At 40.5% G+C, this 14,355-nt stretch carries 10 protein-coding genes; 4 read left to right on the top strand and 6 right to left on the bottom strand.

Features of this window, described 5'->3' with window-relative positions; translation table 11 throughout:
- The first annotated feature begins 53 nt into the window (after positions 1-53).
- The 4 genes from GUA46_RS00420 to GUA46_RS00435 all read left to right on the top strand — a co-directional run bounded on the left by GUA46_RS00420 (position 54) and on the right by GUA46_RS00435 (position 5,226).
- A complete protein-coding gene (locus GUA46_RS00420; protein WP_176618848.1) occupies positions 54-2,879 on the top strand; it encodes a response regulator in 2,826 nt (941 codons plus the stop codon).
- 168 nt (positions 2,880-3,047) lie between these two features.
- Positions 3,048-3,197: a hypothetical protein gene (locus tag GUA46_RS00425; RefSeq protein WP_159075780.1), complete on the top strand. Its 150-nt coding sequence runs from the start codon at positions 3,048-3,050 to the stop codon at positions 3,195-3,197.
- A 51-nt stretch (positions 3,198-3,248) separates the two neighbouring features.
- Positions 3,249-3,824: a collagen-like protein gene (locus GUA46_RS16890; protein WP_218109491.1), complete on the top strand. Its 576-nt coding sequence runs from the start codon at positions 3,249-3,251 to the stop codon at positions 3,822-3,824.
- A gap of 49 nt (positions 3,825-3,873) precedes the next feature.
- Positions 3,874-5,226 (top strand): hypothetical protein, encoded by a 1,353-nt coding sequence (locus GUA46_RS00435; RefSeq protein WP_176618849.1) that lies wholly within the window; start codon positions 3,874-3,876, stop codon positions 5,224-5,226.
- An 81-nt stretch (positions 5,227-5,307) separates the two neighbouring features.
- Here the strand turns inward: GUA46_RS00435 and GUA46_RS00440 are convergent, their stop codons facing one another.
- The 6 genes from GUA46_RS00440 to GUA46_RS00465 all read right to left on the bottom strand — a co-directional run bounded on the left by GUA46_RS00440 (position 5,308) and on the right by GUA46_RS00465 (position 14,175).
- Complete coding sequence (locus GUA46_RS00440) at positions 5,308-6,543, bottom strand: YaiO family outer membrane beta-barrel protein (protein WP_176618850.1); 1,236 nt, start codon at positions 6,541-6,543, stop codon at positions 5,308-5,310.
- 50 nt (positions 6,544-6,593) lie between these two features.
- Positions 6,594-8,036: a glycosyltransferase family 2 protein gene (locus GUA46_RS00445; RefSeq protein WP_176618851.1), complete on the bottom strand. Its 1,443-nt coding sequence runs from the start codon at positions 8,034-8,036 to the stop codon at positions 6,594-6,596.
- A 14-nt stretch (positions 8,037-8,050) separates the two neighbouring features.
- On the bottom strand, positions 8,051-9,052 hold the full coding sequence (locus tag GUA46_RS00450; RefSeq protein ID WP_176618852.1) for a HEAT repeat domain-containing protein: 1,002 nt from the start codon (positions 9,050-9,052) through the stop codon (positions 8,051-8,053).
- Between the two features lie 9 nt (positions 9,053-9,061).
- Positions 9,062-9,430, bottom strand: coding sequence for a response regulator transcription factor (locus GUA46_RS00455; RefSeq protein WP_108245368.1), 369 nt, complete (start codon positions 9,428-9,430; stop codon positions 9,062-9,064).
- On the bottom strand, positions 9,427-10,134 hold the full coding sequence (locus tag GUA46_RS00460; protein WP_176618853.1) for an Hpt domain-containing protein: 708 nt from the start codon (positions 10,132-10,134) through the stop codon (positions 9,427-9,429). Before GUA46_RS00460 ends, GUA46_RS00455 begins: the two co-directional genes overlap by 4 nt.
- 78 nt (positions 10,135-10,212) lie before the next feature.
- The gene (locus tag GUA46_RS00465; RefSeq protein WP_176618854.1) at positions 10,213-14,175 is read right to left on the bottom strand and encodes a response regulator; all 3,963 of its coding nucleotides are present in this window, start codon (positions 14,173-14,175) and stop codon (positions 10,213-10,215) included.
- Positions 14,176-14,355: the final 180 nt, after the last annotated feature.

Raw genomic sequence — 14,355 nt, forward strand, 5'->3', positions numbered from 1 at the left:
AAATGGAATTTTATTTAACTTGATCCATCAGGTCGATGAAAAAAATTGATTTTATGATTAAAAAAGGTTTAGCTTTTATTCTTACGTCAATATGGTTTTCATCATTTGGTCAAGATATTCCTGAAGAATTTTTGGTCCATCAAACACAAATGGATTCCTTATCCAAATTATCAAAATATGATGATGCGCTCCAGCTTGCATTTCAAAATCTTGAAATCGCAAAAAGAGAAGGTTCCCATCTGCTTTTGGGAAAGGCAAAGAGCAAAATCTCGCATCTATATTTCAGGAAGGGCGATTACGATTCCACAACCTATTATGCCAAGCAAGCAATGAACTTGGCGAGTGCCAACAGACTACCAGAGGTAATGACAAGCGCCTTGCTTTCACTGGGCAATGTCCATTATTCAAAGTTCGAAGACATTGATGCCATTGACCACTATCAAAAAATAGATTCCATTTCCGAGCGCTATGATGAAAAAAACTCTCACGTGGTAAATGCACTATTCAATCTGGGAAAGGTACTGTTGCGAACCTACAGCGTACAGGACACATCCTATATTGGGAAAGCAGAGCGTTATTTCCGCAGTGCCCAAAAAATAGCTTCGGAAATCGGAAATCCTGAAGAGGAACATTTCGGTTATATAATGCTGGGCAATATTTATGGGCAACGACGGGAATATGAAAAAGCTATCCCCTACTTTAAAAAAAGTTTGGCCTATTTTGAACGTATGGACTCCAATAAACGGGTAGCGGACATCTATTGGTCCCTTGGTATTATTGAGACGGACCTCAACAATTACGAGCAAGCCGAATTTTATTACAAGAAAAGACTCGACCTATTGACACAGGCGGAAAACCCCGAAGAAATCGCAAATGCCAATCGTGTCCATGCAGGTTTCCTTCAAAGAATTAACAGACAGCAAGAAGCCATCCCATATTTGGAAAAGGCATATGATTATTTCCAAGTTTCCGACGCGGGCCATAGTGGCATTCTATTGGGTATTACAAGCTCACTTGCCGAGGCTTACAGAAAAACGGGGGATTTTGAAAAAGCCACCGAGTTCTATAGCCAAACCTTGGTGCATCAAGATTCTTTGGATACCCGAAAACAAAAAAGTCTTGCATTGGACCTAGAGGCCAAATACCAAACACAAAAAAAAGAGCAGGAAATCGCTTTGCTAAAGTCTCAGAGTGAACTGGCCGAGGAGCGCAAAAAAAATCAACAACATATTTTTTTGGGAGGAATTGTGCTTATCTCATTGGTCACCCTTTCTCTATTTCTGCTCTACCGCAACCGTCAAAAGACCAATAAACGGTTAATGGAGCTAGACACCGCCAAATCAAATTTCTTTGCCAACATTTCCCATGAACTGCGCACTCCATTATCCTTGATACAGGGCCCGGTGGAACAACAGCTGGAAAATACCCTTCTGAGCAAGGAAGAAAAACAAAACCTGACCATTGCGAAAAACAGTGCTGAACGGCTGACCACATTGGTGGACCAATTGCTGGACCTTTCCAAACTGGAGTCCAATTTTTACAAATTACGGGTTGGGCAAGGGTTGTTGACTCCCTTTCTAAAATCCCTTGTGGAATCATTTTCTTTCAAAGCCAACAAAAAGTCGCAACTGCTCAATAGTGATATATCCATAGATAAAAACAACTATTGGTATGATTCCGATGTGCTCCAAAAAATTATCGTGAACCTTTTGGGCAACGCACTAAAATATAGTCCTGAAAATGCCGAAATCCATCTAAGCGCAAATATTAAGAATGGCAACCTCTTGTTATCCATTAAAAATACAGGGAAATCCATTCCGCAAGAAAAGCTCAAAAAAATCTTCGACCGATTTCACCGAAGTCACGAAGATGAGCCCGGTACGGGTATTGGTTTAGCCCTCACCAAAGAGCTTGTAGAACTTCATAAGGGCAAAATAGATGTAAAAAGTGATCTTGACAGCGTAACTTTTTATATAAAGGTTCCAGTTCACGAAAAAGCCTTCTCAGCAAATGAGAAAGACATGCATTCCAAACCGACAACCCAAAAACCGCCCCATCAGAAAAATGAAGTCATCCCTATCATGGATTCCAAAGCATCCATCTCGAAAAGTGATGAGAACATGGACATCGTATTAATTGTGGATGATAATGAGGATATACGAACATATGTTTCTTCCCTTCTTCAGGAAAACTACCATATTCTTAGTGCCGAAAATGGGGAAATCGGATTTCAAAAGGCATTAAAGCAGGTGCCCGATCTAATCATCACAGATTTAATGATGCCAAAAGAGGATGGTCTGAAACTTACCAAGAATTGTAAGACCAACGATACTACCTCCCATATTCCCATTATTATGCTCACGGCCAAGACCGGTGATGAAAACCAACTGGAAGGATTGGAGATAGGGGCAGATGCCTACCTGACCAAGCCATTTAACAACAAGGTTTTGAAACAAACGATAAAAAACCTTTTGGAGAGCCGTAAAAAACTACAAAAACGATTTAGTCAAGAAGTAATCCTAACCCCCAAGGATATTTCCATTGATTCCTACGACCAACGGTTCTTGGAGTCGCTACAAAATATTCTGGACCAACAATTGGTATCTTCCAACTTTAATGCGGAGGCCTTTGCAATTGCCATTGGTATGAGCAGAATGCAACTACATCGAAAACTAAAGGCCCTAACCGGACAGACCACTTCGGAATTTATCCGCGGACAACGGCTTAAACTGGCAGCTAAACTTTTACAGGAAAGCAATGTCAACATCTCAGAAATAGGATATCAAGTAGGTTTTAACGATCATTCCTATTTTACCAAATGCTTTCGGGAAACCTATGGCCTCTCCCCTTCTGAATTCAGTAAGAACAAGACTTTTTAAATTCTTCCTGATCGGAAAACAGTCGTTATGTTACATATTTCACAGGCTTTGATACATAATTCATAGACCCCTGTCCCCCACACCATTAAGTTTGCTTCAAAGGTTGGCAGTGTAAGTCACAAACGTATTCCACCTTGCCAATTACTAACAAAAAAACTTCATATCAACATGAAAAAAAAGAGGTATGAAGGTACACTAGATGAAGTTCCCCGCTTTGAGATTTATTTAAATGTGAACAAACTAAAAAGAGGGAAGTACCTACTAAAAATCATGAACCAAAACAAAATTGTCAAGAACACACATTTCTCCAAAGAATGATTCCCAGTAAAACGTAAGCCTTTAACAGAACAATTAATTACAACCTTAAAAATGAAAACCTCAATTTTATTTATTAAAACAACAATTATTATACTCTTGGCCTCTTTATTCATCGGCTGTTCCGCAGAAGATGGTGAGGCGGGTGCAACCGGTCCCCAAGGTGAGCAAGGTCCGACAGGGGCACAGGGTGAACAAGGACCAACTGGACCCCAAGGTGAACCTGGAGAAGATGGAAATGCCAATGTAATCGCCTCTGAATGGATACCGGAACAATTTTCGAATAACGTTGTAAGCTATACACAGTTTAATATTGAAGATGAAGCATTTACTAGCGATATTTTAAATTCTGGAACCGTTTTGGTATATGGGCGTGATGGAATTTCAGTAGTTGCTATTCCCGTAGTGTTCAACAACCAAACCTATTACTTTACAGTGCCGGAAACTTTGGGCGAAATCATCTTTATCGCCCGCTCAGTTGATAACTCCCCCACCGCCTTTGGTGTATTCACGGATTTTAGATATGTGATTATCCCTGCCAGCAGTACCACAACTAAAAACGGACAGACAATGAACTTTAACAAAATGACCTACCATGAAGTAATGGACCATTTTGGCCTTTCATATTAACTCTGACCTGAAACAAAAACTACAACACTTATAATAAACACCATAAATTATGAAACTTACAAAGCTTTTTTTGACACTACTGTCTATTTGCTTTACATTTTTACTGCTATCCTGCAGCAATGATGACAATGGAAGTGAAATCGAAGATGAAATTGAAGACGTGGATGACGTTGGAGATGATGACGATGGCAACGACGATGACGGGGAAGAAATTACGGTTGGGACCTTGGTTACATTGAGTCCTTCCAATAACGAAAAGCCCGTTTCCAAGACACCGACCATAGCCTGGCAGGAGTACGATGGAGAGCAAACGGCAACATACTCGGTTTTTCTTGGAACCTCCGAGGATGGGTTGACAGAATTCGCATCCGGACTTGACATGCCCACCTTTGATATAGAGGAAACCGACACCCTTGAGCTGAATACCGACTATTATTGGCAGGTAATAGCCATTGAAGATGGCACTACCCTAGCAGAAAGCGAAATACAGGTCTTTACCACCGAAGCCATTTTCGCTACTTTGATTACCGAAGATGCAGCATACGGCAGCAGAAAGGGTGCAGCTGTTGAAGTTTTTAATGAAAAAATATGGTTGATCGGAGGCAGAGACGAAACGGATACTCCGCTCCCGGATATTTGGTCCAGTGTTGATGGTGAAAACTGGACATTTGAAGGCAATCTTTCTTTTGGGGCCATTTATGGGCACGAGCTGATAGCGTTCAATGGTAAACTATGGATCTACGGAGGTATTTACGAGGGTATTGTGTCCAACAAGATTTTTAGTTCCGAAGATGGCATCACTTGGGTGGAGGAAACGGAGACCACACCCTTTACTCAATATCAGTCCTCTAGATTTACAGCTCTTGGAGATCAAATATTTAGGATTGCCGGCTACCGGGGCGATGTGGAAGAACTTTCCCCTGAGCGAAATGTTTATAGTAGTACGGATGGCTTAAATTGGGTGCTGGAAACCGAAAACCATGGATTTGAATCCAAATACGGTTTTCAAATTGAAAGCCTCAATGATATTCTATATTGCTTTGAACCCAATCCAGATTCCGATATCGAATCAATCAGTACAAGAACAAGTACGGATGGGGCAAACTGGTCCGCTCCGGTGGTTTCTGGCATTCGGGAGAGAGGTATAAACTCTGTAAGAACCGTAGTATTGGACAATGCCATTATATTGATGACTACTCCTGTTGATGGCCCCAATAGCTACTCCACCTTTTATATATCCCCAAATGGTGAAGATTGGGAATTGGCCACTACGATTGATTCCTTCCCTATACGGGCTATTTTCTTTACGTTGGTCAATTTAAATGGTGATCTATTTGCCATCGGAGGGACCCAAAGGAGTAATTTTTCGTCAACCGACAATAGCGTTTGGAAGTTAAACTGATGCAATAGTATTTGAGGAAATATTGATCTACAAGAAGTATCGAATATTAATCCGATACTTCTTGTATGTCCATCCTACATCTCAAAAACGCTTGATATAACCCAATTTCACAGTGTATTGGTCATCAAAAGTGTCCGAAGCAAACTCTATACGGTCATAAGATGCTTCTACATAAACAACATGGGTTTGGCCCAACAGGTTTCTATAGCCCAAGGCAAAATTAGTAGAGTGTAACCTTGCTGTATTATTGAACAGCACATTGTTCGATGTATTGTCCGGCGAAAAACCGGTCCCCACCCGTACGCTAAAATAATCGTCGGCTCCGCCAAAATAGTATCTTGCCGTAAGTGCATACGAATCTGCTACCTCAGCATCTACCGCATTCAGATACGTCCTAAGGTTAAACCAATAGTTTTTGTAATATTTACCCAATCCAAAGGTGTAGGTCCATGAGGATTCATCAAACTGTAGCATTCTAAAACCAGCATCCACCTCAAAGGCAGCAGGTAGATTGGCATAAAGTGAAAATCCAGCGCGATACTCTGGAAAAATAGCTTTATCGTTGGATATTCCCCCATTGATATAGGCATAAAACGTTTTTGAAATTCTTGGATAAAAATCCATCTCGAACTGTGTACTTCCGATTCCAAACCTATTGCCATAATTAAGCCTGCCAAAAATCGGTCCAATGCCTGTTTGCCTTCCATAATGCAGACTTGCCAAATGCCAAGGTTGGTCAAAACGCTCCTTGAAATCCACAAAATTATAGGATATTCCTACCTCATTCAAGTTCTCGCCCGTGGCCATATTCTGTAACAAGGACCGTACGTTGGTGGATTTTGGATGGTATTTCAAAGCGGTGTTCAACGTTTTGCTTGCTTCTTGACCTCGCTTTAGGTCCATTAAGACTTTTGCTTTGAGCACCAACAGGTTCTCGGAATCTGGATGGGATTGCAATCCTTTATTGGTAATTTCCAAGGCCTTCTCCGAATCTTGATTCCAGAACTCCAAGCTGGCGTAAGCCAAGGCTGCGTCTTCATACTCCGAATTCGATTTGAAAGTTGCTCCTAGGATTCTTCTTGCCTTATCGGTTTGTTTGTCCCATGTGTACAATCGCCCCAAAAAAATGGCATAGTCCACATTTTCCGGAGCTTTTTTCACCACCTCCTCCATAAAACCAATGGCCTTATCATAATTTTTATGTTCAAACGCTTCTTCCCTGGCCATTGTATACATCTCGTTCACCGGAACAGTCTCTTGTGACCAAACGCCCAATGTCAAAAAAAGAAAAACATATAACCAAAACTGTTTTCTCATACATGAATGGTTTTTAAAATATTATTGTTTGAAAAAGGCTGTATCATGATCTATTTTGTAATTACCTCTTCCCTTATCTTGCCCAGACCTGCTCTGCTCATATCGCCCCAAGACTTTCTTCCGCGTATCAAATCAATGTTTCCCTTTAGGGATGACCAAAGGATAAAGGGGTGAAAAATGATGGGTTCCAAAAATGCGGTGAGTATGAGTTTGTAGGTATAGGTGGTTTTTTTGTATTGCTGAAATGAGAATTCCTCAAAAAATAGTGCGGTTACTGAATAGAGCACCGCAAATCCATACGAAACCATGGTAAATCCGAGCACGAACATCCAATTGATTTGACCCAAGATCATAAGTGCAATAAAAAATAGTATCCCAAAAAATTCCACTAGGGGCGCAAACCATTCAAAAAACAGCCAATACGGTGTACTCAAAAGACCAAGCACCCCATATTTTGGGTTGAACATCATGCGCCTATGAATCCAAAGGGTTTCAGCGGTTCCACGCGTCCATCTGTTTCTTTGCCGGTGCAATATGGTCCAGTTGTGCGGAACCTCGGTCCAGCAGAGCGGGTCGGGAATAAATCCGACCGTGTAATCTACTTTTCTGTTTCTCATGAGCCTACGCATGCGTACCAAGAGTTCCATGTCCTCCCCAACGGTATTTGGGTTATAGCCTCCTGCCTCTATTACGGTCTCCTTGTCAAACATGCCAAATGCGCCCGAAATCAACAATAGTCCATCAACACGTGACCAGGCCATACGTCCCATTAAAAAAGCCCGGAAATATTCAATAATCTGTGCGCGTATCAAGAACTTGTCGGGCAGCTTCACCTCAACAATTTTTCCATCTTCGATAATACAAGAGTTGGCTATACGAATAATACCTCCTGATGCGATAACCTTTTTCTCGTTGTTCAAAAATGGCTTTATCAATTTTAATAATGCATCGCTTTCCAGTACACAATCCACATCGATACAGCAAATGATATCGTGTTTGGACACATTGATCCCTGCGTTAAGTGCATCAGCCTTGCCGCCGTTTGCCTTGTCCACAACCTTAAGGTTTTTGAAGGATTTAAATGTTGACTTATATATTTGTTTGATGTTCTGTGAAGGCAAAATGTTATAGTAAACGGAATCGTCCTTGACCAAGTGAAAGCTTTCAATGAGTTTTTCCATGGTGCCATCCTTACTGCCATCGTTGATGATGACAATTTCGCATGAGGGATAGTTCATCGTAAGCAATGACCTTACATTTTCCACAATATTGGCCTCTTCGTTATAGGCGGGGGCCAAAATGGATATGGAAGGTAGATTTGTGGATTGCAACAGTGCTATCTCATCCTTTAAACCATTCTTACGTTTATATTCGCGTATTTCCAGATAGGAAAAAAATGCAGAAAAAACATACCCAGAACATACAATGGCCCCATACGCCAAAAACAGCCAGCTTATAATTTCCGTAATATGGTTGATGTATAGGTTTTCCACAGGTTCGCCTAAATTTAAAAGTTGGGTTGCATCCTTTTTTCTGCACTCAAGTACATAAGTTGGGTCTGCCACTCCATATTTTCCTCAAGGGTCGGCTTTAATTTGTGAAGCATTTGTAGATCTCCAAGGGTTTCCACCGCTTTGATGATTTCTTTTTTGACCAATCGGGTCTCCTTGGAAAATTTGGGCATTACCTCATCCAGCAGCTTTTCATAATTCAGTTTTCGCAAGGAGGTCACTGCTTGTTTTCTTACCTGTTCATTGGGATGGTCCAAAAAAGGAACAATCGCCGGAATGTGCTCAAATTGATTGAATTGCTGAATCATTCTAATGGAGAAAAGGAGAACGGTGCTCAATTCATGCTTCAACCATAAGGAAAAGTCCGGGGTAGCCCCTTCGTATACAAACTTTAAACAGTCCTCCAGCTGGATGAGCTCCCACAACGTAAGTTCTTTTTTTAATTTGGAGAAGAAAGACAATGGTTTGTTCTCTGCCGTTTTTATATAGAAATAGATAGCTTGGGCACGCACGGTCTCGTGCTTATCGTTTAAATAAAGTGCCACTTGCTTGGATTCCTTTACGTGGAGTTCCGAGAGTACGTAGATTGCCCGTGCCTTATCATACCACCTGCCGTTCTTCAAGGAATCCAATATAAAGGTATCCAGCTCCAAAGCCCGGAAAATATTTTTTAGGGTGATGGATGATTCTCCCTTTAGATTTTCGTTATAGACCAAGATTTGCCTTACGGCAATTTTCTTTTGCAACTTGAATGTTAAGAATTGGAATCTGAAGGTTTTTGCCTCCTTTTTTAGATTAAACGTTTCATCGAACAAAGCGTTGTTCAAAAAAGTATCGATATTATCCTGAAATAATTTTTTCTTGCGGTCTCTTGCGTTTTTATAGCGTCTGAGGATTATCAATGCGGACACTGTAACGATCACCAACAAAAAAAACAAGCATACAAAAAAGGCCGTTACCTTTAACGGCCAAGGCCAATCAGGCATTATGTTCTCCAATACAGACAATCAATGACTTTCAATGGTTCTTTTTACCCGCAAAGACAATTCGTTGGGACTGAAGGGCTTGGTGATAAAATCGTTGACCCCCATCATAAAGGCATCAGTTATAATTTCCTCTTGATTGGAAGTAGAGAGTACTATTATGGGCATAGTGGGAGTATTGTTCCTGATATGCTCTATGAGTTCCGTTCCTGTAATATAGGGCAACATTAGGTCAGTAATGACCAATTCAATGGCATCGTCTTCCTTGAGTATTTCCAAAGCCTTTCTACCGTCTTCGGCCACAACAACGTCATACCCATCTTTGGTCAGCTTAAACTCCAATGATTTTACAACCATGGGATTGTCTTCGATGATCAAAATTCTCTTCTTCATACTGCTTTTAATTTGGGGAACTGTTTTTCAATTTCATCTACAATCAACCCATATTCATTCATCAAGGTTTGGGCCAATTCTGGAATCTCGCTTTCTAAAGCGTCATAGCAAATCGTATTGCAAATAACCGGTCCTGCATCATTGCCCAACATCGAAAAGCTGGGCTTTATGTTATGCGCAATTTGACGTGCTTCCTCAAAATCCGGGGTTGAAATGGCCTTTTGAAGATCAACAAACTTGGCATCCAAGGTGTTTTTGAACAATACAATGGATTCTTCTATAAATTCCTGATTATTGTCGGATAGTTCGTTTAAATATTCCAAGGAGAAAAGTTTCTTTTCTTTTTCTTCACTTTTTCCATAATGTACAAGCGCATCAACATTATATTGCTCTATGGGATAATTGCATCGTTGATAGTTTTCGTGTATCGCTTCTGGTTTGCTATTGTCACCTACGATTACTATTGGATAGGACTTTTGCAGCTCATGAAAAACATAGTCCATAACCTTGAAAGGATCTAAAGGTCCTATGCCCTCATCCATTATGATCAGATCATAGGTTGAATTCTTTAAACGTTGCAAGGCACTAAAGCTATCTTGGCAATAGTCCATTTCCCAGTCACGACAAGTATCAAAACTCTGGAAACTCTCCATGAGGTTTTCCGTGGGACTGATAATCAATACATTTTTTAGGATAGTGCCCATTTCTAAAAGTAGGTTTATACCTACTTAAACATAGAATCGGACATAAAATTGTATGAAAAACATATTAATTGTAATATTTTACTTCAAGAGGAAACTTGAAAGGACTTCTTTTAACTTTTCTAAGACTACCGGCTTGGTGACATAGTCATCCATTCCATATTCCAAACAGCGTTCTTTTTCTCCTTTAACAACTCCTGCGGTTAGTGCAACTATAGGAACATGTTCATTAGGCTCCTCTAGCTCCCTTATTTTCTGGGTAGCATCGAACCCACTCATTACGGGCATCTGGATGTCCATAAAAATAACATCGAACTGAGCTTGGAAAACATGTTCAACTGCTTGCGAGCCATCGTGAGCCTCCACAATTTTGGCCTGCGGCATTATTTTTTGCAACAAAGTGCGTGCTAAAAATCTGTTTACGGGGTTATCCTCGGCCACCAGAATATTCGGAGATAAATGTTCCAAACTTTTAGTATCTGCTTGTTCCGATGACTCTGTTTTAACAACACCATTTGAACTGCCGACCTTAATGAGTGTAGACTGTAAATCCCGCAACATTACGGGTTTCGATAAATTGAAACGCACCCCATATTCGGAGCAGGCTTGTTTTATGCTTTCATCTTCGATGGAACTGTGTAGCAGCATTATGGGAAGTTGTTCCGCGGACATACCAAATTTTTCACGAACATGTTGAATCACCTCAACTCCGTTGAGATAAGGCATGTTATAATCCAAGATCATCAAATCAAAATCTGAATGCTTCTCCAAAAGTTCCAGTGCTTCGACTCCGTGGATCGCAAGCTCCGAATCAATATGGGAGAGTTTTAGCATATCCCTTAATATGATTCTATTATTGTGATTGTCATCGACCACCAAGACCTTTTTTACTTTGGATTTTAACGGTTCATCTCCCCTACTGGATTCATCCTCCGTTTTAAACTCAACAACAAAGGAAAACACACTACCTTGGTTGAGTTTACTCTCCACATGCAAACTGCTTCCCATAAAATTCAGAAGACGGTTACTAATGGTAAGTCCTAGACCCGTTCCTCCAAATTTTCTGGTCGTTGAGGCATCTTCTTGATCGAAAGCCTTAAAAATCTTCTCCAAGTTATGTTCGGCTATGCCGACCCCTGTATCCCTAATAGAGAAAACAAAGCATTTTTTGTTTGGGTCTGTCCCCAATTCGGGCTTATACCTGACTTTAAGCTCTACTTCACCTTGATGGGTAAATTTTACTGCATTCCCCAAAAGATTGGTTAGTATTTGGCGTAGGCGAACAGAATCTGCATGTATAGAGCGATCAATATCCGGGGAAATATCCAACAATATTTCAAGGCCCTTGGCATGTGCCTGATGTTTGACAATGTCCATGGTTTGATCACAAAGTTCCAGCAGATCTATTTTCTCAATGTTCAATTCCAATTTCCCTGCCTCGATCTTAGAGAAATCCAGTATATCATTGATTATATCCAAAAGGTGATTCGCCGAGTTATAGACCGTGTGCATATACTCGGACTGACTTTCATTGAGCTCGGTTTTCATCAATAAATCCGTAAATCCGATTACACCGTTCAAGGGTGTTCGGATTTCATGGCTCATGTTTGCCAAAAATTCGGATTTTGATCTATTAGCTGCCTCTGCTTTCTGCTTTTCCTTTATCAATGAGGTCTCATAAACCTTCATTCTGGTAATGTCCTGGAAAATTCCATACACTTTACCGTCAGTTTCAGAACCTTTTGTCCTACCTATGACCCTTACCCATTTTTTCTCTCCATCGGCGGCGTTCATTTTAAGTTCCATATCAAAGGAGTGCGATTGTTCCAAGGATTGTTGAATGGCTTCGTCCAACGTTTTTGCATCTTTCTTGGAGTAAAAAGAAAGCATTCTGTCCAAGTTGGGTTCCCTATCCTTGGGCACACCATATATTTCTTTGGTCATAGAACTACAGGCAAGAGTATTTTTTGAAGCATCATATTCCCAACTCCCAATTTTTGCAATCTGGTTGGATTGGTCCAACATATCTTGCAACCGCAAGCGTTCCATGATATTTTCTTTGAACTGTGTGATGTTTGCGGTAAACATGAGCAACCCTCCAACTTCATCGGGCTTTTTGTACCATGGCTTAACCTCCCATGTTATCCATTGTTTAGAGCCATCTGCCCTTTCAAACACGGCCTCATCGCACGTATTTACGGCCCCGTTCAAACATTCTTGGTGGATTTTTTTCCAGTCATCCCCGATTTCTGGGAACACATCGTAATGCGACCTACCTATAACACTTTCTGTAAGGTGATAATCTTCCAACCACTTTTTGGAAGCTGCCAAGTACACCATGTTGGTATCGAACATGGCTATGGCCGTTGGTGCTTCATCTATAAACAGTCTATTTTGTTCCGTACTTGCTTCCAAAGCAAGCTCATAGGTTTTCTGCTCGGTGATGTCCCAATTGGTCCCCAACATTCTGATTACTTCGCCTTCTTTATTAAGATATACCGATCCTTTTGCGCGTATGTGGCGCATGGAACCGTCAGGCCAAATAATCCTAAAATCACCTTCATAAGACGTTTTATTGGCTATGGCACCCTCCAAAAGTTTTAGCACCCAATCTAAATCGTCCTTGTGGATCATACTTGCCCAAATCGAAAACTTTATAGGCTCTTTTTCCTTGTCCAGACCATAAATACTGTACATGGTATCGTCCCAGATAATGGAACCATCCTCGATATCATAATCCCATATCCCAATGATGGAGGCATCCAAGGCAGCCAAAACCTTTTCATTGGCCTTTTTGAAATTGGACTCTGCTTTGATCCTTCTGGAAATATCCCTAAAAGCAACAATGGTGTTGTAACCATTTAAGGTAATAATGGAATTTAATGTTATTTCAACCGGTAATTTTTTGCCTTTATCTTTGAGCAAGTGGGTCTCAATTACAGATGTAATGTTTGCTTCCTCTCCATTTTCCTCAATGGTAGGTTCTACCGCTGAAAATTCCTTGATATGGTTCTTATGAACCTCTGTAAAATCATCGGACACAAAATCGTTAATGTTTTTTCCCTTTAAGCGTATGGCATCATAGCCAAAGGTCTTTTTCATTAAACTATTGGAAAGTAGAATCTTGCCGGAGTCATCAATAATTACGATAGGGTCCGGTGTGGCGTTAAGGTACGTACTAGTGGCCAAAAGGTCTCTTTGTGCACTTCTTCTTTCCTGTTCCAAATCGTTTATGGCCGGTATAACTACCATTAAAAAAAACAGTACCGTCGAAATAAATGCAACTGCAAGTACGGCAATTGAAAAACCTGATTCTAAGTACCCTGCCTTGTAGATACGGAAGATGGCATATGTGATCAAAAGGGTCACAGCCGATAATTGGAGAAACATTTTTCTTACAAGATGGTTTCCTATCCCCCTGCCAATAAAAAGTTCCATAATCCCATATTTTGGGACCATAAGTGAAATGGCTGTGCTCGCCAACAGAAATCCGATTGCTGTATGCACGGCCATGGATGAAAGAAAGTTGATCTTATCCTCCGTAGGAATTTGAAAAAAATAAGCTGTGATCGCCAAGAAAGAAAAAAATGCCACAGCTTGGGACATGTATGCTGCAAACCTCATTTTGTTAGGTTTCCCTAATAAAATCAGTAAAAGTGATATCCCCAAAAGCGAAAAAGAGAGTGAAGTGGCAGACGACATCCTGCCCGGGTGCGGGTTACTTGATCGTATCCCAAAGTGATCCTCCACAATAAATTGGTCTATTCCCAAATCAATGGCAAAAATATCCTGACTCAAAGTTAACAAACCTACAATCAATAAAAATGCATTGACGATATGCGCAAAAACTATATTATAGTGTTTTACAATAAGTACTATGGTAGCTCCCAAGAAAATAAAGCACAAGGCTGTGTTGAATTTCATTGACGGGAGTTCGGAAACAACCCTGGTGAGGGATTCCAATTGAAACATCCATCCCAATATGGCCAAAATTGACACGATATTGATGATGGCAGAAATGATAAGTATGTATCTCTTGAGCATTTTTTTGGGGAAACAGTATAATTATGTAACGTTTTACTTACAATATATTATACTTAATTCAAAAAAGGAACTCTGTTGTAAAAAGAAATCCATTTTTAAGGTTCGGATACTTCTTCATAAACATTTACTTATCATAGAAAAATTAGCCCTTACCGAAAAACCGAAACAATATTTACAATC

This window comes from Flagellimonas chongwuensis, from assembly GCF_013376415.1.
Taxonomy (GTDB): Bacteria; Bacteroidota; Bacteroidia; order Flavobacteriales; family Flavobacteriaceae; genus Flagellimonas; species Flagellimonas chongwuensis.

What these genes read in the sequence shown, in the direction of transcription:
- GUA46_RS00440 (WP_176618850.1), bottom strand. Translation starts at nt 6,543, where the DNA reads ATGAGAAAACAGTTTTGGTTATATGTTTTTCTTTTTTTGACATTGGGC.
- GUA46_RS00455 (WP_108245368.1), bottom strand. Translation starts at nt 9,430, where the DNA reads ATGAAGAAGAGAATTTTGATCATCGAAGACAATCCCATGGTTGTAAAA.
- GUA46_RS00435 (WP_176618849.1), top strand. Translation starts at nt 3,874, where the DNA reads ATGAAACTTACAAAGCTTTTTTTGACACTACTGTCTATTTGCTTTACA.
- GUA46_RS00460 (WP_176618853.1), bottom strand. Translation starts at nt 10,134, where the DNA reads ATGGGCACTATCCTAAAAAATGTATTGATTATCAGTCCCACGGAAAAC.
- GUA46_RS16890 (WP_218109491.1), top strand. Translation starts at nt 3,249, where the DNA reads ATGAAAACCTCAATTTTATTTATTAAAACAACAATTATTATACTCTTG.
- GUA46_RS00420 (WP_176618848.1), top strand. Translation starts at nt 54, where the DNA reads ATGATTAAAAAAGGTTTAGCTTTTATTCTTACGTCAATATGGTTTTCA.
- GUA46_RS00465 (WP_176618854.1), bottom strand. Translation starts at nt 14,175, where the DNA reads ATGCTCAAGAGATACATACTTATCATTTCTGCCATCATCAATATCGTG.
- GUA46_RS00425 (WP_159075780.1), top strand. Translation starts at nt 3,048, where the DNA reads ATGAAAAAAAAGAGGTATGAAGGTACACTAGATGAAGTTCCCCGCTTT.